This is a genomic window from Micromonospora sp. LOL_024 (genome assembly GCF_048060415.1).
Taxonomy (GTDB): Bacteria; Actinomycetota; Actinomycetes; order Mycobacteriales; family Micromonosporaceae; genus Micromonospora.
The window spans coordinates 43,129-60,974 of the sequence record NZ_JBHMIS010000006.1 but is presented as its reverse complement, the minus strand read 5'-3'; the positions used below and the strand labels follow the sequence as shown (position 1 = coordinate 60,974).

Below are 17,846 nucleotides of genomic sequence, written 5' to 3'. Positions count from 1 at the left end.
TTGCCGATAGGTGTTTGAGGTAGCCCACGAACACCAGGCTGGACCGGTGGACCTTCCCCGTCGCGCCCGTCCCCAGCCGACCGGGACGTCTTCGCCGGCGACGGCGCGACGGGAAGGAGCCTTCATGCGAATCATCCGGATCGGCCTCGCGCTGGCCGTCGGCACCCTGATGGTGTCGACGCTCGGGCCGGGCTCGCCCTCGGTGGCACACGACCCCGCCACCCCGGCCGGGCGGGCGTCGGCCCAGGAGTTCATGGCCCAACGCGAACCCAGCCAGCAGGTGGTCGCGGCCGCCGCGGCCACCTGCACCAACGGCCAGGCCGCCGGCTACCCGTGCCGCAACGTCGACCTGCTGTCGTTCCTGCCGTTGGCCAACATCGGTGGCAGCCAGGCCAACGACATCTGGGGCTGGACCGACTCCCAGACCGGCAAGGAGTACGCGCTGGTCGGCCGCCGCAACGGCACCTCCTTCGTGGACGTGTCCAACCCGACCGCCCCGGTCTACCTGGGCAACCTGCCGGCGTACCAGAACCGCAGCGCGGTCTGGCGGGACATCAAGGTCTACCGCGACCACGCGTACGTGGTGGCGGACGTCTCCGGGCACGGCATGCAGGTGTTCGACCTGACCCGGCTGCGCGGCGTGACCACGCCGCGGACCTGGACCGCCAACACGCACTACAGCCAGTTCGGCAACTCGCACAACATCGCCATCAACGAGCAGACCGGGTACGCCTACGCGGTCGGCACGAACACCTGCAGCGGCGGACTGCACATGGTCGACATCCGCACCCCGAGGTCCCCGGCGTACGCGGGCTGCGTCAGCAACGACGGCTACACCCACGACACCCAGTGCGTCGTGTACCGGGGCCCCGACACCACCTACACGGGTCGGGAGATCTGCGTCAACTCCAACGAGGACACGGTGACGGTGGTCGACGTGACCACCAAGTCCGCGCCCCGCCAGCTGTCCCGGATCGGCTACACCGGGCGGGCGTACACCCACCAGGGCTGGTTCACCGAGAACCAGCGGTACTTCCTGCTCGACGACGAGTTGGACGAGACCCGGCGCGGAGTCAGGACGCAGACCTACATCTGGGACCTGGCAGACCTGGACGCGCCCCGGCACATCGGCACCTACAGCGCCCCCAGCGGGGTCTCGGCCACCGACCACAACCAGTACGTCAAGGGCAACTACAGCTACCAGGCCAACTACCGGGCCGGGCTGCGCATCCTGGACCTGCGCAACGTGGCCGCCGGCCAGGCCACCGAGGCCGGCTACTTCGACATCTACCCGTCGAGCAACAGCGCCTCGATGAACGGGGCCTGGAGCACCTACCCGTACTTCCCTAGCGGCAACGTGGTGGTCAGCGGCATCGAGCAGGGGCTGTTCGTGCTCCAGCCCCGCTTGTCATGACCGCGACCGGCCAGCATCCGGCGGCCGTCATCGACACCGTCGAGGGGGCGCCCCAGCCGGGGCGCCCCCACCCCGGCGGGCCACTCGCGCCCCGACCGGACGCCGGCCGGGGCGCGCGCTACGCCGCCGCCGCGCTGGTACTCGCCCTGACCCTGGCGGTCGGCTTCTTCGCGGGGCGGGCCGGAACCGCCGCCGGCCCGTACCGGCCGGCGGCGGTCGGCGCCGGCGCACACACCAACCACGGCCCGGGCGGGCTGGAGGTGTCCCGCGACGGCTGGACACTGGCCCTGGACACCCCGGACCTGCGCGCCGACAGGCCGGGGGAGCTGGTGTTCCGGATCACCGACCCGGCCGGCACCACACTGACCACGTTTCAGAAGAACCACGAGCGGCGGATGCACCTGGTCCTCGTCGGCCGCGACCTGACCGGATACCAGCACGTGCACCCGGAGATGTCGCCGGACGGCACCTGGCGGGTCATGGTCACCCCGACCGCGCCCGGCCCGCTGCGGGCGATCGCCGACTTCTGGCCCACAGGGGCACCGGCCGGGGTCACCCTGGGCGTCGACGTGCCGGTCCCCGGCCGGTACGCCGCCACGCCGCTCGTCGAACCCGAGGAGACGGTCGTGGTCGACGACTACACCATCACCCTCGACGGTGGACTGCGCGCGGGCGAGTCGAACCAGGTGCTCGTCTGGCTCGGCCGCGACGGCCGGCCGGTGCCCGACCTGCAGCGACACCTGGGCGCGTACGGGCACCTGGTGGCGCTGCGCCAGGGCGACCTGGCGTACCTGCACGTTCACCCGGCCGCCGCGAGCCAACCCAGCTCGGTGGTGGCGTTCGGTGTCACCGTGCCGTCGGCCGGGACCTACCGACTGTTCTTCGAGTTCCGACACCTCGACGAGGTTCGCGTCGCCGCGTTCACCGTCGTCGTGTGAGGACCACGGGGACACGCAGCCGAAAGCGGTGGCGGCCCAGGTGCACCTGGTTGGGGCACCTGGGCCGCCACCGTCGCGGGTGACGCCGGGACGCGGCCCGTCAGCCGACGGCGGCCAGATCGGTCAGCCGGGCCAGCGAGTCCTCCAGGTCGGCGCCGACCCGACGCAGTCCGAGCCGGAGTAGGGCGGCCTTGACCGGACCGGCCGGCCAGCGCACGACGATGAGCCGTACGACCGTCCCGCTCTCCTGTTCGTCCGGGGTGAGCTGGACGTATATCTCGGTGCGCGCCTCCGCACGGGCACCGGCGCCCTTGGCGCGTTCGCGCCAGCCGATCAGGGTCGGCTCCTGGTAGGCGATCACCTCGGCCTCATGCGCGGCACCGCGTCCGGCCTGGACCAGCTGCCGCCGACCGAAGCCCTCCCCCGAGAGGACCTCGGCCGCACGGACGCCGGCCAGCCAGGCCGGCAACTGCTCGGCCCGCTGCACCACATCCCAGACCGCTTCCACCGGCGCCACCACGTGCGCGCTGCGTTCCACGAGGATCATTCTTCGTCTTCCTCCAGTGAGGACATCCCACGATATTTGGAACTGTATGCGCAAAAACGGACGTATGTGGACTTGTTCGTAAAAGACACGCCGAAACGTATTGCCTTCCGGTGCCTCGGAGCCTATGGCGTCCCGACAGGCATACCCCTAGAGTTCCGAATAGATTTCGCGTTGACCGGGAGGGCGCATGTCGACCGCTCCGATGCCCGAGTTCCCCACCGGATTCCGCTGGGGTGTCTCCACGTCCGCCTACCAGATCGAGGGCGCCGCCGGCACCGACGGTCGCGGACCTTCCATCTGGGACACCTTCGCCCAACCGCCCGGTCGGATCGTCGACGGCAGCAACGGCGACGTGGCCTGCGACCACTACCACCGGCACGCCGAGGACGTGGCCCTGATGGCCGGGCTCGGCGTCACCGCGTACCGCTTCTCGGTGGCCTGGCCCCGGGTGCTGCCCACCGGCACCGGCGCGGTCAACCCCGTCGGGCTGGACTTCTACGAACGGCTGGTCGACCAACTGCTCGACCACGGCATCGACCCGGTCGCCACCCTCTTCCACTGGGACCTCCCACAGCCACTGGAGGACGCCGGCGGCTGGCTGAACCGGGACACCGCGCACCGCTTCGCCGACTACGCCGACGCGGTGGCGGGCCGCCTCGGTGACCGGGTGAAGCTGTGGATCACCCTCAACGAGCCGTTCGTCCACATGAGCCTCGGACACGGCATCGGCGTACACGCGCCGGGCCGAATGCTGCTCTTCGATGCCTTCCCGGTGGCCCACCACCAGCTACTCGGCCACGGTCTCGCCGTCGCCGCGCTGCGCGCGTCGGGCAGCAGCCCGGTCGCGATCGCCAACAACTACTCGCCGGTGCGTGCCGTCGGTGACAGCCCGGCCGACGCCGCCGCCGCGGCGGCCTACGAGGCGCTGCACAACCGGCTCTTCACCGATCCGCTGCTCGGCCGCGGATACCCGCCCGAACTGGGCTTCGACACCAGCGTGGTACGCGACGGCGACCTGGACGTCATCGCCGCCCCGGTCGACGTGCTCGGCGTCAACTACTACCACCCCACCGGCGTACGCGCTGCCGAGGAGGACTCACCCCTCCCCTTCGACCTGGTGCCGCTCACCGGCTACCCGCGTACCGCCTTCGACTGGCCGGTCGTCCCGGACGGGCTGCGTGACCTGCTCGGCTGGCTGCGCGACCGCTACGGCGCGGAGCTACCTCCGATCCAGGTCACCGAGAGCGGCTGCGCCTACGACGACGTGCCCGACGCCGTCGGCCGGGTACCCGACCCCGACCGGATCGCCTACCTCGACGCCCACCTGCGGGCGGTACGCGCCGCGATCGACGACGGCGTCGAGGTGACCGGCTACTTCGTCTGGTCTCTGCTGGACAACTGGGAGTGGGCCGAAGGCTTCACCAAGCGCTTCGGCCTGGTGCACGTCGACTTCGACACCGGCCACCGCACCCCGAAGGCGTCGTACGCCTGGTTGCGTGAGGTGATCGCGACGGCCCGCCGGGGACCTGGACGGTGACCACCGTCGACCCCAACCCGACCTCGCCGCCGGCCGCCCTCGCCGAGCCGACCACCGCGGTCCGACGGGGGTGGATCGCGCTGCTGTTCGCCGCCAATCTGGGCGTCTGGATGGCCTTCTTCACCCCGATCCAGGTGCTGTTGCCGCAGCAGCTCGGGCAGATCGCACCAGCGAACAAGGAGACCATGCTGGCGGTGGTCACCGGACTCGGCGCCCTGGCCGCCGTGATCGCCAACCCGCTGGCCGGCGCACTGTCGGACCGGACCTGCCTGCGCGCCGGCCGGTGGGAGTTCGGCCGCCGGCACATCTGGACCCTCGGCGGCGCGGTCCTCGGCGCGCTGGCGCTGGTGCTCCTCGCGCAGGCCCGCACCGTGCTCGCGGTGACGGTGGGCTGGGTCGCCGCGCAGGTCTGCCTCAACGCGATGCTGGCCAGCCTGACCGCCGCCGTACCGGATCGGGTTCCGGTCACCCAGCGCGGCGGTGTCTCCGGCTGGGTCGGTATCCCGCAGGCGCTCGGGCTGGTCCTCGGCGTCGTGCTGGTCACGGCGGTGGTCACCGGCACCGCCGCCGGCTACCTGGCGTTGGCCGCGGTCGTCCTGCTGCTCGCGCTGCCGTTCGCGCTGCGAACCGTCGACGACCCACTGCCCCGCACGCACCGGCCGCCACTGCGCGGCCTGTTCCGGGGACTGTGGGTGTCGCCGCGCCGCTACCCGGACTTCGGTTGGGCCTGGATCACCCGCTTCCTGGTCCAGCTCGGAAACGCCCTGGGCACCCTCTACCTGCTCTACTTCCTCACCGACGAGGTGCGGGTGGCCGACCCGGAGGCCGGACTACTGGTGTTGATCCTGCTCTACACCGCCGGGTTGACGGCCACCACGGTGGTCGCCGGCCGGCTGTCGGACCGCACCGGCAGGCGCAAGGTCTTCGTGATCGCCGCCGGGGTGGTGATCGCGGTGGCGGCGCTGCTGCTGGCTATCGCGCCCACCTGGCCGATGGCGCTCGCCGCCGCGCTGCTGCTCGGCGGCGGCTACGGGGTGTACCTGTCGGTCGACGCCGCCCTGATCACCCAGGTGCTGCCGAAGGCCACGGACCGGGCCAAGGACCTCGGCGTGATCAACATTGCCAACTCGGCGCCGCAGGTGCTCGGCCCGGCCATCTCCGCGCCGATCGTGGTCCATCTGGGCGGCTATCCCGCGCTGTACGCCACCACCGCTGCGGTGACGCTGCTCGGCAGCGTCCTGGTCCTGAAGATCCGCTCCGTTCCGTGACCGGCCGCCGTGTTGAGCGCGGCCCGGTACCACGCAGGGCGACAACGAGGGGCCCTTCCTCGATGCCTGGCGGGCGTCCGTAGGCTGGGGGTTGTGACGGTACGTGTGCGCTTCGCCCCCTCCCCCACCGGTATGTTCCACGTCGGCGGCGCCCGCTCGGCGCTGCAGAACTGGATCTACGCCAAGCAGCAGGGCGGGGTGTTCGTGCTGCGTATCGAGGACACCGACGCGGCGCGGAACAGGCCCGAGTGGACCGAGGGCATCCTGGCGGCACTCGACTGGATCGGCATCGAACGGAACAGCTACGAGGGCCCGTACTTCCAGTCCTCCTACGCGGACGAGCACCGGTCCGCCGCCCGGCGGCTGCACGACTCGGGCCGGGCGTACTACTGCGACTGCACCCGGGAGGCGGTGCAGGCCCGCACCGGCAACCAGTACACCGGCTACGACGGGCACTGCCGCGACCGGGGGTTGCCGCCCGGCGAGGGCCGGGCGCTGCGCTTCCGCACCCCGGACGAGGGTTCGACGGTGGTCACCGACCTGATCCGGGGTGAGCCGACCTTCGAGAACAAGCTCATCGAGGACTTCGTCATCGCCCGGGGCGACGGCTCGCCGGTCTTCCTGCTCGCCAACGTCGTGGACGACATGACGATGGGGATCACCCACGTGATCCGGGCCGAGGAGCACCTGCCCAACACCCCGAAGCAGCAACTGCTCTGGGACGCCCTCGGGGTGAAGCCGCCGGTCTGGGCACACGTGCCGGTGGTGGTGAACGAGAAGCGGCAGAAGCTCTCCAAGCGCCGCGACAAGGTCGCCCTGGAGGCGTACCGGGACGAGGGCTATCTCGCCGCCGCGATGCGCAACTACCTGATGCTGCTCGGCTGGGCGCCCGCGGGTGACCGGGAGATCGTGCCCTGGTCGGCGATCGAGGACGAGTTCCAGCTGGCGGAGGTCAACCCGTCACCGGCGTTCTTCGACGAGAAGAAGTTGCGCGCGTTCAACGGGGAGTACATCCGGGCGCTGCCCGTCGAGGAGTTCGTCGAGGCATGCCGGCCGTGGTTGACCGGCACCGGCACCATCGCACCCCCGCCGTGGCAGCCGGAGGAGTTCGAGCCGGCCGCCTTCGCCGCGGTGGCGCCGCTGGCACAAACCCGGATCGCGGTGCTCAGCGAGATCGTGCCGAACGTCGACTTCCTCTTCGTCGCCACCCCGCTGATCGACGAGGCGGCCTGGGCCAAGGCGATGAAGGAGGGCTCGGCAGAGTTGCTGGATGCCGCGATCGCCGCCTTCGAGACCGTCGGGTCGTGGAACGCCGAGACGCTGAAGGCCACTCTTGAGGCGGTCGGCGCGGAGCGCGGCCTCAAGCTCGGCAAGGCCCAGGCGCCGGTACGCGTCGCGGTCACCGGACGTACCGTCGGATTGCCGTTGTTCGAGTCGCTGGAGGTGCTCGGTCAGGAGCGCTCCCTGACCCGGATGCGCGCCGCCCGGGTACGCCTGGTCTGACTGCCGCGACACCCTCGGGAGCCCTCGGCGGCGGGCGACACGCCGACGAGCATTACCCGGCGTACCCTGGGCGCGCTATTCTGCTCCCCATCACAGCCTTCGCAGAGGTAAGATCCGCTCGCTGGTAGCGGGCGGTCGTTGGTCGAGTCGCGATCGCAGACAGATCCGATTAATGTTTCATCAGCTGCAACCGATCGGCGTTCCGCGGAGTCTTTGAGGTGGGTACACCCGTCCTGTGGACGGTCACCGACGTCGGCCTTCCAACGTGTGACCCCTGCAGCACAGCCACCCATCGAACGGGGCGAGGAGGCGGCATATGGTCCGACGGTTCAGGCGACTGGCGGCGATGGTGGTGAGCGGGATCGCGGCCCCGCTGTTGGCGCTCACCCTGGCCGAGCCGGCGGTGGCGGCGCCGAAGACGCCACCCGCCGGTGTGGACATCACCGGGCACGGGCTCGGCCAGCCGCTGCGGCTACGCGCGGAATCCCACCCGGATCACGTCGTCGCCGTCATCGAGCAGGTCAACCACCGTGGCCTCGTCCGCCAGTCCGGTGGACCGAAAAAGGCCGAACTTGGTCCGAAGTACACGGTCGTGGTGCTGGCGGGCGACGTTCCGAAGCAGACCTACGACCTGTACCCGAAGGCGGTCGGCGGTCCCCGGGTGTACCGGCCGGCCAAGCAGCCGGACGACAAGGTCACCGCGAGCTGGTACCTGGGGCGGGTCAGCATGTCCGAGACGTTGCGGACCGCCGGTGTTCCGTTGGAGCGGACGTACGAGGCCGTGACGGGCGGCGTGGGTGGAGGCGAACGCATCATCCCGGAGGAGGCGCTGAACCCCGCCGAGGACCTCAACGAGGCGTTCGGTGACCTACAGCGTCTACTCCTGCTCAACGTGGCGGTGATGCTGGTGATCACCGTCGGCCTCGCCGGGATCGCGCTGCTGATCCGTCGCCGTACTCGCTGATCTGTCGCGGTACCGGAATCCGCTCAGCACCAGCGACGCGGCGGGCGTTCCCGCCGGGGGCTACGGTGCGCGGGACGGACCGGGCCGTGGCGGTGCGCCCCGGCCCAGCCGGGCAGGTCGCTGCGGCAGCCTCCGGTCGTCGACTCGGGCTGCCCGGCGGCCGGCGGCTCGGCGGCGCGCTGGCGGGGCACCGTCGGCTCGACGCCGCGGGGCCAGGTGGACGCGACGTCCTCCCCTTGGACGCAGCCGTGCTCGGCATCCCCCTGCGCCATCGGTGTCTCCTCACCCTCTCGCCCTCGCCCGCCGGTGCCCACCCGACGTGCCCTGTCACGGTACTGGCCGCATCCGACGGCCTGTGCAGCGCGTACCCGGTGGGCGTCGGCGGTCACTCCCGCCGACGCCTGCCGTCGAGGTCCAGCTCAGGGCATGCCAGGCTAGACCGGTGAGCGAGACGGGCGGGACGGACCTGTCGGCCACGCTGCGCCGCATCGAACGGGCGGCCGGGGCGCTGGCCACCGCGAGCGTGGCCCGGATGGACGACACCCTGCCCTGGTTCCGGGGCCTGCCGGCCGACCAGCGTTCCTGGGTGATGCTCGTGGCCCAGGCCGGCGCCCGCTCCCTGGTCCAGTGGTTGCGCTCCGGCGGTGGGGCCGGCGAGGGGACGCAGGAGGTCTCCGACGAGGTGTTCGCCACCGCCCCGCAGGACCTGGCCCGCTCGATCTCCCTTCAGCAGACCGTCGCGCTGATCAAAGTCACCATCGACGTGGTCGAGGAGCAGGTGGGCCTGCTGGCCGCCCCCGGCGAGGAGCCGCAGCTACGCGAGGCGGTGCTCCGCTTCTCCCGGGAGATCGCCTTTGCCGCCGCCCGGGTCTACGCCCGGGCCGCCGAGTCACGTGGTTCCTGGGACGCCCGCCTACAGGCCCTGCTGGTGGACGCGCTGCTGCGCGGCGACTCCCCGGACGTGCTGGCCAGCCGGGCCGCCGCCCTCGGTTGGACGGATGCGCCACCGGTGTCGGTGGCGGTCGGCCCCTCCCCCGGCGGCGAGGTCGCGGCCGTGCTGCACACCGTCTACCGTCAGGCCCGGCGGATCGGGGTGGAGGTGATCGGGGGGGTGCACGGCGACCGGCTGGTGATCGTGCTCGGCGGGGCGGCCGACCCGGTCGCGGCGACCGGCAAGCTGCTGACCGTCTTCGGCGACGGGCCGGTGGTCGTCGGTCCGGCGGTGCCGAGCCTGGACGAGGCCACCGAGTCGGCTCGGGCCGCGCTCGCCGGGTACCGGGCGGCACCGGCCTGGCCGGCCGCGCCCCGGCCGGTCCACGCCGGCGACCTGCTGCCCGAGCGGGCTCTCGCCGGTGACGCCGAGGCCCGACGGCGACTGCGCCACGACGTGTACGCGGTGCTGGTCCGCGCCGGCGGTGAGCTGCTGGAGACGCTGGACGCCTTCTTCGCCGCGGGTGGCACGTTGGAGAGCGCCGCCCGCACGTTGTACGTGCATCCGAACACTGTCCGTTACCGGCTGCGGCGGATCGCCGATGTCACCGGCTTCAGCCCGCTTGCCCCCCGGGACGCCTTCGCCCTGCGGGTGGCACTGACCGTCGGCCGGCTGGATCCGGTGGCACCGAGCCAGACATTGACCCCACCGGTCGGTAAAAGATCACAGGTTGGTGGTGACCAGCACCAATCTTTGTAGGATCCCTCCAACTGTTCTAGTGCGGTTTGGTGCCAGCCGGCACAGCGCAACCCGTGGGTATCCAGGAGAGTCATACACGTGCTCGCCGTTCTCAGCCCCGGCCAGGGTTCCCAGAAACCCGGCTTCCTGACCCCCTGGCTCGATTTGACCGGCGTCGAGGCCCGACTGCGCTCGTGGTCGACGCTGGCCGGCGTCGACCTGGTGCACCTGGGCACCGTCGCGGACGCGGACGAGATCCGGGACACCGCCCGTACCCAGCCGCTGCTGGTCGCCGCGGCGCTGCTCGCCGCCGAGCACCTGCCGATGCGCGACATCTCGCTGACCGCCGGTCACAGCGTCGGCGAACTCGGCGCGGCGGCGCTGGCCGGAGCGCTGCCTCCGGAGGCAGCGATCACCCTCGCCGGGGTACGTGGCCGGGAGATGGCCGCCGCCTGCGCGCTGGAGCCGACCGGGATGGCCGCCGTGCTGGGCGGCGACCCGGACGAGGTGGTCGCCGCGATCGCCGGGCACGGGCTGTACGCCGCGAACCGCAACGGCACCGGCCAGATCGTCGCCGCCGGCACCTCTGCCGGGTTGGAGAAGCTGGCCGCCGAGCCACCCGCCCGGGCGCGGGTCATCCGGCTGCAGGTGGCCGGCGCGTTCCACACCCCCCACATGGCTCCGGCGGAGACGGCGCTGGCCACGGTCGCGGCGGGGATCACACCGAGCGACCCGGCCCGGATCCTGCTGTCCAACGTCGACGGTACCGCGGTCACCGACGGGCGGGAGCTGCTGCGCCGGCTGGTCCGCCAGGTCACCGCCCCGGTCCGCTGGGATCTCTGCATGGCCACCCTGGCCGGCCGCGGCGTGACCGGCGTGATCGAGCTGCCGCCCGCTGGCACGCTCGCCGGGCTGGTCAAGCGCGAGCTCAAGGGCACCGGCGCCCCGGAGATCGTCACCCTGAACACTCCGGACGACCTGCCCGCCGCCCGCGACCTGGTCGCCCGGCACAGCGGCCGGGTGTCCGGCCACGAGGCAGTCGCCGAAGACCGCCCCAACCATTCTCCTGGCGAGACCGACCGTAGGGAGGCCTCGTCATGACGGGCAGCCGCATCCTGTCCATGGGGCACCACCAACCCTCCCGGGTGGTGACCAACGACGACATCGCGCAGCTGGTGGAGACCAACGACGAGTGGATCCGCGACCGGGTCGGCATCGTGAGCCGGCGGATCGCCGGTGACGAGACGGTCGCCGACATGGCCGCCGCCGCCGCCGACAAGGCGCTGGCCAACTCCGGCCTGACCGCCGCCGACATCGACCTCGTCGTGGTCGCCACCTGCACGTCGATCGACCGTAGCCCGAACGTGGCCTGCCGGGTCGCCGCCAAGCTGGGTATCGACGCGCCGGGGGCGTTCGACCTGAACACCGCCTGCTCCGGCTTCGCGTACGCGCTGGGCACCGTGGACCACGCGATCCGGGCCGGTGCTTCGCGCAACGCCCTGGTCATCGGTGCGGAGAAGCTTTCCGACTTCACCGACTGGACCGACCGCTCCACCTGCATCATCTTCGCTGACGGCGCGGGCGCCGCAGTGGTCACCGCCGCCGCCGGGGACGAGCCGGCCGGCATCGGCCCGGTGGTGTGGGGTTCGGTGCCGGAGCGCGGCGACGCGGTACGCATCGAGGGCTGGCGCCCGTACGTCGCCCAGGAGGGCCAGACGGTGTTCCGCTGGGCCACCACCGCACTGGCGCCGTTGGCCCTGCAGGCGTGCGAGCGCGCCGGGGTCGACCCGGCCGAGCTGGCCGCGTTCGTCCCGCACCAGGCCAACGCACGGATAATCGACGGGATAGCCAAGCGGTTGAACATCCCGCAGGCGCTCGTCGCCAAGGACATCGTCGAGTCCGGCAACACCTCGGCGGCCAGCATCCCGCTGGCCCTGTCCAAGCTGGTCGAGCGCCGTGAGGTGCCCTCGGGCGCCCCGGTCCTGCTGTTCGGCTTCGGTGGCGGGCTGACCTACGCCGGTCAGGTCATCCGCTGCCCCTGATACCCCCACGGCGTGACAGCGCCGAGGAGCGACGGGTGGCGTCGCCGCCCCGTCGAGAAACCCGATGAGAGGAACCCACCGCAATGACCCGTGACGAGATCACCGCCGGCCTCGCCGAGATCCTCGAGGAGGTTGCCGGGGTGAGCCCGAACGACGTAGCCGAGGGGAAATCCTTCACCGACGACCTGGACGTCGACTCGCTCTCCATGGTGGAGGTCGTGGTGGCGGCCGAGGAGAAGTTCGGCGTCAAGATCCCCGACAACGAGGTGCAGAACCTCAAGACGGTCGGGGACGCCGTGAGCTACATCGAGGCGCAGTCCTGATATGAGTCGCATCGACGTCGTCGTCACCGGGCTCGGCGCGACCACCCCGCTGGGCGGGGACGTCGCGTCGACCTGGGACGCCATGCTCGCCGGCCGCTCCGGGGTGGGCGCGCTCACCCAGGAGTGGGCCGGGCAACTGCCGGTCCGGATCGCCGCCGAACTGGCGGTCGATCCGGCCACCGTGCTGGATCGGGTCAAGCTGCGCCGGTTGGACCGGTCGGAGGCGATCGCCCTGATCGCCGCCCATCAGGCGTGGGCGGACGCCGGACTGGTCGACGCCGGTCTTGACCCGGAGCGGCTAGGGGTCAGCATCGGCTCCGGCATCGGTGGCGCGGTCACCCTGCTCGCCCAGGACGACATCCTGGAGGCGTCGGGCCCCCGCCGGGTGTCGCCGCACACCGTGCCCATGCTGATGCCCAACGGTCCGGCCGCCTGGGTGGGTCTGGAACTCCGCGCCCAAGCCGGCGTGCACTCGGTGGCCAGCGCCTGCGCGACCGGCGCGGAGGCGATCGCGCTGGGCCTGGACATGATCCGGGCCGGCCGCGCCGACGTGGTGGTGGCCGGCGGCACCGAGGCGGTGATCCACCCGCTGCCGATTGCCGGCTTCGCCTCGATGCGCGCCATGTCGACCCGCAACGACGAACCGGAGCTGGCCTCCCGGCCGTGGGACAAGGGCCGGGACGGCTTCGTCCTCGGCGAGGGCTCCGGCATCGTGGTACTGGAACGGGCCGATCAGGCGGCGGCCCGGGGTGCCCGGGTGTACGCGCGACTGGCGGGTGCCGGTATCACCTCCGACGGATACGACATCGTCCAGCCGCATCCGGAGGGCGCCGGCGCGATCCGTGCCATCGCGAAGGCGATCGCCGACGCGGACGTGGCGAGGTCCGACATCGTCCACGTCAACGCGCACGCCACGTCGACTCCGGTGGGCGACCTGGCGGAGATCACCGCGCTACGCGCGGCGCTGGGCGACCACCCGGTGCTGACCGCCACCAAGTCGATGTCCGGTCATCTGCTCGGTGCCGCCGGCGCGTTGGAGTCGATCGCCACCATCCTGACGATCCGCGACAGCCTGGTGCCACCGACGATCAACCTGGACGACCCGGACGACGGCCTCACCCTCGACGTGGTCGCCCACAAGGCACGCCAGCTGGACGTGCCCGCCGCGTTGAACAACTCGTTCGGCTTCGGCGGCCACAACGTGGCCCTCGTCTTCACCCGGGTCTGACCCGGTGGTGCCGCTTTGCTGACACGTCTCTGGATGAACGACGGGGAACGGACACCGTGAGTCGACGGGCGATCGCGACGGCGACGCTGATAATCGGGCTGCTCGGCGGATGCACCGGGGCTGAGCCGGGCGGGGTCGGCTCGACCGGCGAGCCGTGGCACGACGAGGTGGCCGCCGCCGTGCCGGCCGGCACGGTCGGCGCCGCTGGACCCTGCCCGCTGCCGGTCACGTTCGATCTGGCGCAGGACTGGCGGGCCGAGGCGGTCGAGGCGCCCGATCCCGGAAACGAGCTGGGCAACGCGGTGGCCGAGGCGCTGACCCGCCGGGGCGGGTCGACCGTGCGCTGTGAGCTGGACGGCCGGGCGGTGGTGCCGGGCTTCGTGCGGGTGTGGATCGTCGACGGCGAGGGCACCCCGGCCCGGCAGGCGCTGGAGGCATTCGTCGACGCCGAGGAGCAGGTGAGCGAGCCGCAGTACCGCGAGACCCGCCCGGGTGACCTCGACGTGGTCGAGGCGACCTGGCTGTCCCGGCGGGCGCTGACGGACTCTGACGTCCGGGAGTGGGCCCTGGCCGTGCAGCTGGGCCACCGGACGGTACTGGTCGAGGCGAGCACGACCAGCTTCGGCGAGCCGGTCGACGTGCTGCCGGCGTACCGGCTGGCCCGCGACACCCTCGCCGGTTCGGCCTGATCCGCGACCTCAGCCGGAGCAGGTGGTGGCGGGCAGCCCGGTCACCTTGACCGGGGAGCGGCCCTGCGGGCGGGCCTTGCCGGCGAGCACCTCGGCGAGCGCGGCCATCGAGGCCCGGCTCGTCGAATAGGTGGCCAGCAGCGTCGGCGAGGACGCCCGGGCCAGCACGTACGGGGTGTCCATGGCGACCGTGACGGCGGCGTCGGCGCGCAGGGCGCCAGCCCCGTCGCCGTACCCGACGAGGTGGACGACCGTGCCGCCGCTGGGCACCACCTTCATTCCGGCCGAGGTCAGCGCCTCGGTCAGGGCCGCCCGGGTGTGCGCCCGACTGTCCGAGGAGGTGACCGTCACCGGGCCGCGGACGCCGCTGGCGTCGCAACTGCCGCGCAGCACGGTGACCGCGCCGGCGGCGAGCGCACCCGCCGCCGCACGGTGGGCCTTGGAACTCAGCGTGGACAGCTCCGGCGTGGGCCGGTCGGCCAGGGTGAACTTCATGGTCAGCACGCGGGTGGCCGCCTCCACCAGCCGGGACCGGGGCAGGGTGCCCTCACGCAGCGCTGCCAGCAGCCCGTCGTAGGCCTGGCCGACGTTCGGCGGCATGAGGATCAGGTCGTTGCCGGCCTTGAGTGCCCGGACCGCCGCCTCGCCGGGCTCGAAGCGGCGGGCCGGCGGCATGTTCATCCCGTCTGTGATCACCACACCCTGGAAGCCGAGCTCCCCGCGCAGCACCTCGGTGAGCAGCTTGTACGAGAAGGTGGCGGCGATACCCGGGTCGACCGAGCGTACGTCGAGGTGGGCGGACATCACGGCCAGCGCGCCGGCCTCGATGCCGGCGGTGAACGGTGGCCACGCCTCGGCGGCCAGCTCGCCGCGCGACTGGTCGAGTACCGGCAGGTCCTTGTGTGAGTCCACGGCGCTGTGGCCGTGTCCCGGGAAGTGTTTCAGGGTGGCCGCCACACCGGCCGTCTGGAGTCCGCGTACCGCGCCGCCGACCTGGTTGGCCACGCGGTACGGGTCTGAGCCGAACGACCGGGACCCGATCACCGTGCTACGGGTCACCAGCACGTCGGCGACGGGTGCGAAGTCGACGTTGACGCCCATGGCGGCCAGTTCGGTGCCGGCGGCGTGCCAGGCGGCCTCGGTCAACGCCGGGTCGTTCGCGGCGCCGGCGCCGAGTGCGCTGGGCAGCATGGTCACCCCGTCAGTGATGCGGGTGACCACTCCGTGCTCCTGGTCGGTGCCGATCAGGAAGGGCGCGGCACCGGCGGGCAGCTTCCCGGCAGCCGTTCGCAGTCCGGTCGTCAGCTTCCGGACCTGCTCCGGGTTGTCGACGTTCGTGGTTTCCTGATTGCCCTGGGTGGGGTCGTCCGCGCTGAAACCGACCAGGATCAGCCCGCCGAGCCGATATTTCTCGATCATCTGGGCCGGCGTGTCCACCGCGCTCAGGGCCTGGTTGCCGGCCACCGAGCCGGCCGAGACCTTCGTCGCCTGGTCGCCGTAGGCATACGGCATCAGCACCTGGCCGACCAGGTCCTCGTCGGCGAGTTCGACGACGAGGGCGGCGGCCCGGGTCGCCGGGTCCGCTGGCGGGGCGGGCGACGGCGGGGCGGTTTCCGTGGGCGGGGCGGCGGACGGGCTCGGCCCGGGGCGCTGTCCAGCACCAGCGCAGCCGGAGACGAGCAGCGCGGTCACGACGACGAACGCGGCGGCGACGCGCCGAGGGGTGGTCGACACGCGGACCATCCCACCAGCTCACCGCGTACCGGGGCAACTCGACCTTCGTCGGGATGGCTGGCCACGCCTGCTCAGCCGACCTGGGTGAGCAGCGTCACCGGCGCGCCGTCACCGGCGTAGCGGTACGGCTCGAGTTCGGCGTCCCACGCGGTGCCGAGCGCCTTGTCCAGGGCGTGCGCGAGAGCCTCTGGCGCCCGCACGCCGGCCATGATGCTGCGCAAGCGGTCCTCACCGAGCTGGATGTCCCCGGCGACACCGACGGTCGCCCGGAACAGTCCTCGTCCCGGGACGTGCATGAAGCGTTCACCGTCTGCGCCCTGACTGGGCTCCTCGGTCACCTCGAAACGGATCATGGGCCACTGCCTGAGGGCAGCGGCCAGCTCGGCGCCCGTCCCCGGGCTACCGGACCACCCGCACTCGGCCCGGCGGGCGCCGGGATCGACGGGTTGGGCTGTCCACTGCAGGTTGACCGGCGCGACGAGGACGCGCGCGATCGCCCACTCGACGTGTGAGCACACGGCGAGTGGGGTCGAGTGGACATATACGACGCCACGCGTTGGCACGGTGACCTCCCGGAGTGCGAGGTGCGTCTTCCCCTACGACCTCGCCCGGGTGTTGCTGCAACACATGATGACTGGTGGGACAGATGGTGCGCCAGGGAATCGGGAAATCCGTCGGCCGGAAATACCCGGACAGGTGACCGCCGTTCCACCTCGTGACGGCCGGCTGACCAGCCGGCATCGTGTTCGTGTAAAGTTCCATCGGCGGCCTGTGCCGCGTAAGCCTTCGCGGGTCACACCCATCCGGTGCCGCCCGCATCAGCCCCCGGACGTCCAGTCCTCCGTACGTCTTCCAAGGAGTACCTCCGTGGCGAGCAACACCTCCAAGACCGCGCGCGCGTCAGTCCGGGCCGGCCAGGCTGGCCTGGGTGGCGCACTGAGCGTGCTGGGCGAGTTCAAGTACCTGATTCCGCTCAACGGCGGCAAGCACGCCTACGTGCGGAACCTGACCAACGGTAAGACCGCGCACCTGCGCACCGACTCCGAGGCTTTCGTCGAGGAGATCCGGGTGCTGGCCGCCGCCGGCCACGCCACCAAGATCCGCGCGGAGATCAACGGCCTGAACGACACCCACCCGGGTGACGGCTGGGACGCCACTGAGAAGCGCCTGGTCGAGGCCGGCGTCTTCGACTCCTGACCCTAGCCCGAAAATCACCCGCACCACCCCGAACGCCCGCCGGTCCCCGGCGGGCGATCCCTTCCCACCCCACCGCGTCGGTCATGCGGTTGCTACAGGGGGTCGAGGAGGGTGACTCTGCCGGTGGAGAGGGTGTAGAGGGCGCCGGTCACGGCGACGCGGGCGGCGTCGATCGATGGCCTCAGCGTGGGGTCGGCGCGTAACGTGGCCACCGTCCGGGCCACGTGGCGACGGGTCGCCAGCGGCTGCAGTTGGGGGTCGTCCAGGCCCACCTCGACCACCGCGGGGATGATCCGGTCGACCAGGTGGGCGAGCGCGCCCCCGGGTCGCCGCCCGGTACGCAGCGACTCGACCGTCGCCTGCACCGCCCCGCAGCGCTCGTGCCCCAGCACCATCACCAGCGGTACGCCCAGCACCTCGACCACGTACTCGATCGAGCCCAGCACCGCCCGGTCCAGCACCTGGCCACCCGTACGGATCACGCAGATCGACCCGAAGGTCTGGTCGAAGATCGCCTCCAGTGGCACCCGCGAGTCGATGCAGCCCAGCAGGACGGCGTATGGCTGCTGGTCGCCGGAGGCGCTCGCCGCAGCCGCGGTCACGTCGTGCCCGTGGATCGGCTGGCCGCTGACGAAGCGGCGGTTGCCGGTGAGCAGTTCGGCGAGGGCCGCTCTGGGCGTACCCCCGCGGGCCCGGTGCGCTGCCATGCCCACAGCCTGACCGGACCATCTCCGGCGCGGAGGGGCTTGGCGGGATCTTCTCAACACCCCGCTCCTCGTGGTGTCATGACGAG

18 protein-coding genes are annotated in these 17,846 nt (G+C 71.9%); 13 read left to right on the top strand and 5 right to left on the bottom strand.

Annotated features, from left to right (window positions below; all coding sequences use genetic code 11):
- Window positions 1–124 precede the first annotated feature (124 nt).
- Both ACFHWY_RS09780 and ACFHWY_RS09775 read left to right on the top strand, forming a co-directional pair.
- Window positions 125–1,414 (top strand): choice-of-anchor B family protein, encoded by a 1,290-nt coding sequence (locus ACFHWY_RS09780; protein ID WP_416579808.1) that lies wholly within the window; start codon window positions 125–127, stop codon window positions 1,412–1,414.
- The gene (locus ACFHWY_RS09775) at window positions 1,411–2,352 is read left to right on the top strand and encodes a hypothetical protein (protein ID WP_416579807.1); all 942 of its coding nucleotides are present in this window, start codon (window positions 1,411–1,413) and stop codon (window positions 2,350–2,352) included. The genes ACFHWY_RS09780 and ACFHWY_RS09775 overlap by 4 nt, the downstream gene beginning before the upstream one ends.
- Window positions 2,353–2,452: 100 nt before the next feature.
- Here the strand turns inward: ACFHWY_RS09775 and ACFHWY_RS09770 are convergent, their stop codons facing one another.
- The gene (locus ACFHWY_RS09770; protein ID WP_416579806.1) at window positions 2,453–2,899 is read right to left on the bottom strand and encodes an SRPBCC family protein; all 447 of its coding nucleotides are present in this window, start codon (window positions 2,897–2,899) and stop codon (window positions 2,453–2,455) included.
- Window positions 2,900–3,086: 187 nt separating this feature from the next.
- Here ACFHWY_RS09770 and ACFHWY_RS09765 point away from each other — a divergent pair, with 187 nt between their 5' ends.
- From ACFHWY_RS09765 to ACFHWY_RS09750, 4 genes are all read left to right on the top strand, one after another.
- Window positions 3,087–4,436: a GH1 family beta-glucosidase gene (locus ACFHWY_RS09765; RefSeq protein WP_416579805.1), complete on the top strand. Its 1,350-nt coding sequence runs from the start codon at window positions 3,087–3,089 to the stop codon at window positions 4,434–4,436.
- A complete protein-coding gene (locus ACFHWY_RS09760; RefSeq protein ID WP_416579804.1) occupies window positions 4,433–5,704 on the top strand; it encodes an MFS transporter in 1,272 nt (423 codons plus the stop codon). Before ACFHWY_RS09765 ends, ACFHWY_RS09760 begins: the two co-directional genes overlap by 4 nt.
- 93 nt (window positions 5,705–5,797) lie before the next feature.
- Window positions 5,798–7,207, top strand: coding sequence for a glutamate--tRNA ligase (gene gltX / locus ACFHWY_RS09755; RefSeq protein ID WP_416579803.1), 1,410 nt, complete (start codon window positions 5,798–5,800; stop codon window positions 7,205–7,207).
- A gap of 316 nt (window positions 7,208–7,523) precedes the next feature.
- Window positions 7,524–8,171, top strand: coding sequence for a hypothetical protein (locus tag ACFHWY_RS09750; protein ID WP_416579802.1), 648 nt, complete (start codon window positions 7,524–7,526; stop codon window positions 8,169–8,171).
- 23 nt (window positions 8,172–8,194) lie between these two features.
- On the opposite strand, the gene ACFHWY_RS09745 is transcribed toward ACFHWY_RS09750, so the two are convergent.
- Complete coding sequence (locus ACFHWY_RS09745; RefSeq protein ID WP_416579801.1) at window positions 8,195–8,443, bottom strand: hypothetical protein; 249 nt, start codon at window positions 8,441–8,443, stop codon at window positions 8,195–8,197.
- Between the two features lie 83 nt (window positions 8,444–8,526).
- Between ACFHWY_RS09745 and ACFHWY_RS09740 the strand changes: the two genes are divergently transcribed.
- The 6 genes from ACFHWY_RS09740 (at window position 8,527) to ACFHWY_RS09715 (ending at window position 14,122) form a co-directional block, all read left to right on the top strand.
- Complete coding sequence (locus tag ACFHWY_RS09740) at window positions 8,527–9,861, top strand: PucR family transcriptional regulator (RefSeq protein ID WP_416579800.1); 1,335 nt, start codon at window positions 8,527–8,529, stop codon at window positions 9,859–9,861.
- 78 nt (window positions 9,862–9,939) lie between these two features.
- Window positions 9,940–10,941 carry an ACP S-malonyltransferase gene (locus ACFHWY_RS09735; RefSeq protein ID WP_416579799.1) on the top strand — a complete coding sequence of 334 codons (1,002 nt, stop codon included), beginning with the start codon at window positions 9,940–9,942 and terminating at the stop codon, window positions 10,939–10,941.
- Window positions 10,938–11,882, top strand: a complete 945-nt coding sequence (locus ACFHWY_RS09730; protein WP_416579798.1) for a beta-ketoacyl-ACP synthase III — start codon at window positions 10,938–10,940, stop codon at window positions 11,880–11,882. The genes ACFHWY_RS09735 and ACFHWY_RS09730 overlap by 4 nt, the downstream gene beginning before the upstream one ends.
- An 83-nt stretch (window positions 11,883–11,965) precedes the next feature.
- Window positions 11,966–12,205 carry an acyl carrier protein gene (locus tag ACFHWY_RS09725; protein ID WP_416579797.1) on the top strand — a complete coding sequence of 80 codons (240 nt, stop codon included), beginning with the start codon at window positions 11,966–11,968 and terminating at the stop codon, window positions 12,203–12,205.
- A gap of 1 nt (window position 12,206) precedes the next feature.
- The gene (gene fabF, locus ACFHWY_RS09720; protein ID WP_416579796.1) at window positions 12,207–13,433 is read left to right on the top strand and encodes a beta-ketoacyl-ACP synthase II; all 1,227 of its coding nucleotides are present in this window, start codon (window positions 12,207–12,209) and stop codon (window positions 13,431–13,433) included.
- A 56-nt stretch (window positions 13,434–13,489) separates the two neighbouring features.
- Window positions 13,490–14,122, top strand: a complete 633-nt coding sequence (locus ACFHWY_RS09715; protein WP_416579795.1) for a lipoprotein — start codon at window positions 13,490–13,492, stop codon at window positions 14,120–14,122.
- A 9-nt stretch (window positions 14,123–14,131) separates the two neighbouring features.
- Here ACFHWY_RS09715 and ACFHWY_RS09710 read toward each other — a convergent pair whose 3' ends face one another.
- Together ACFHWY_RS09710 and ACFHWY_RS09705 are read right to left on the bottom strand one after the other, a co-directional pair.
- Window positions 14,132–15,865 carry a glycoside hydrolase family 3 protein gene (locus ACFHWY_RS09710; RefSeq protein WP_416579794.1) on the bottom strand — a complete coding sequence of 578 codons (1,734 nt, stop codon included), beginning with the start codon at window positions 15,863–15,865 and terminating at the stop codon, window positions 14,132–14,134.
- A 62-nt stretch (window positions 15,866–15,927) separates the two neighbouring features.
- The gene (locus tag ACFHWY_RS09705) at window positions 15,928–16,419 is read right to left on the bottom strand and encodes a DUF3145 domain-containing protein (protein ID WP_416579793.1); all 492 of its coding nucleotides are present in this window, start codon (window positions 16,417–16,419) and stop codon (window positions 15,928–15,930) included.
- 304 nt (window positions 16,420–16,723) lie between these two features.
- Here ACFHWY_RS09705 and ACFHWY_RS09700 point away from each other — a divergent pair, with 304 nt between their 5' ends.
- Complete coding sequence (locus ACFHWY_RS09700) at window positions 16,724–17,053, top strand: hypothetical protein (RefSeq protein ID WP_416579792.1); 330 nt, start codon at window positions 16,724–16,726, stop codon at window positions 17,051–17,053.
- Between the two features lie 92 nt (window positions 17,054–17,145).
- Here ACFHWY_RS09700 and ACFHWY_RS09695 read toward each other — a convergent pair whose 3' ends face one another.
- Window positions 17,146–17,760 carry a carbonic anhydrase gene (locus ACFHWY_RS09695; protein ID WP_416579791.1) on the bottom strand — a complete coding sequence of 205 codons (615 nt, stop codon included), beginning with the start codon at window positions 17,758–17,760 and terminating at the stop codon, window positions 17,146–17,148.
- Window positions 17,761–17,846 lie beyond the last annotated feature (86 nt).

What these genes read in the sequence shown, in the direction of transcription:
- ACFHWY_RS09780 (WP_416579808.1), top strand. Translation starts at nt 125, where the DNA reads ATGCGAATCATCCGGATCGGCCTCGCGCTGGCCGTCGGCACCCTGATG.
- ACFHWY_RS09775 (WP_416579807.1), top strand. Translation starts at nt 1,411, where the DNA reads ATGACCGCGACCGGCCAGCATCCGGCGGCCGTCATCGACACCGTCGAG.
- ACFHWY_RS09770 (WP_416579806.1), bottom strand. Translation starts at nt 2,899, where the DNA reads ATGATCCTCGTGGAACGCAGCGCGCACGTGGTGGCGCCGGTGGAAGCG.
- ACFHWY_RS09765 (WP_416579805.1), top strand. Translation starts at nt 3,087, where the DNA reads ATGTCGACCGCTCCGATGCCCGAGTTCCCCACCGGATTCCGCTGGGGT.
- ACFHWY_RS09750 (WP_416579802.1), top strand. Translation starts at nt 7,524, where the DNA reads ATGGTCCGACGGTTCAGGCGACTGGCGGCGATGGTGGTGAGCGGGATC.
- ACFHWY_RS09745 (WP_416579801.1), bottom strand. Translation starts at nt 8,443, where the DNA reads ATGGCGCAGGGGGATGCCGAGCACGGCTGCGTCCAAGGGGAGGACGTC.
- ACFHWY_RS09730 (WP_416579798.1), top strand. Translation starts at nt 10,938, where the DNA reads ATGACGGGCAGCCGCATCCTGTCCATGGGGCACCACCAACCCTCCCGG.
- ACFHWY_RS09725 (WP_416579797.1), top strand. Translation starts at nt 11,966, where the DNA reads ATGACCCGTGACGAGATCACCGCCGGCCTCGCCGAGATCCTCGAGGAG.
- fabF (WP_416579796.1), top strand. Translation starts at nt 12,207, where the DNA reads ATGAGTCGCATCGACGTCGTCGTCACCGGGCTCGGCGCGACCACCCCG.
- ACFHWY_RS09710 (WP_416579794.1), bottom strand. Translation starts at nt 15,865, where the DNA reads ATGGTCCGCGTGTCGACCACCCCTCGGCGCGTCGCCGCCGCGTTCGTC.
- ACFHWY_RS09695 (WP_416579791.1), bottom strand. Translation starts at nt 17,760, where the DNA reads ATGGCAGCGCACCGGGCCCGCGGGGGTACGCCCAGAGCGGCCCTCGCC.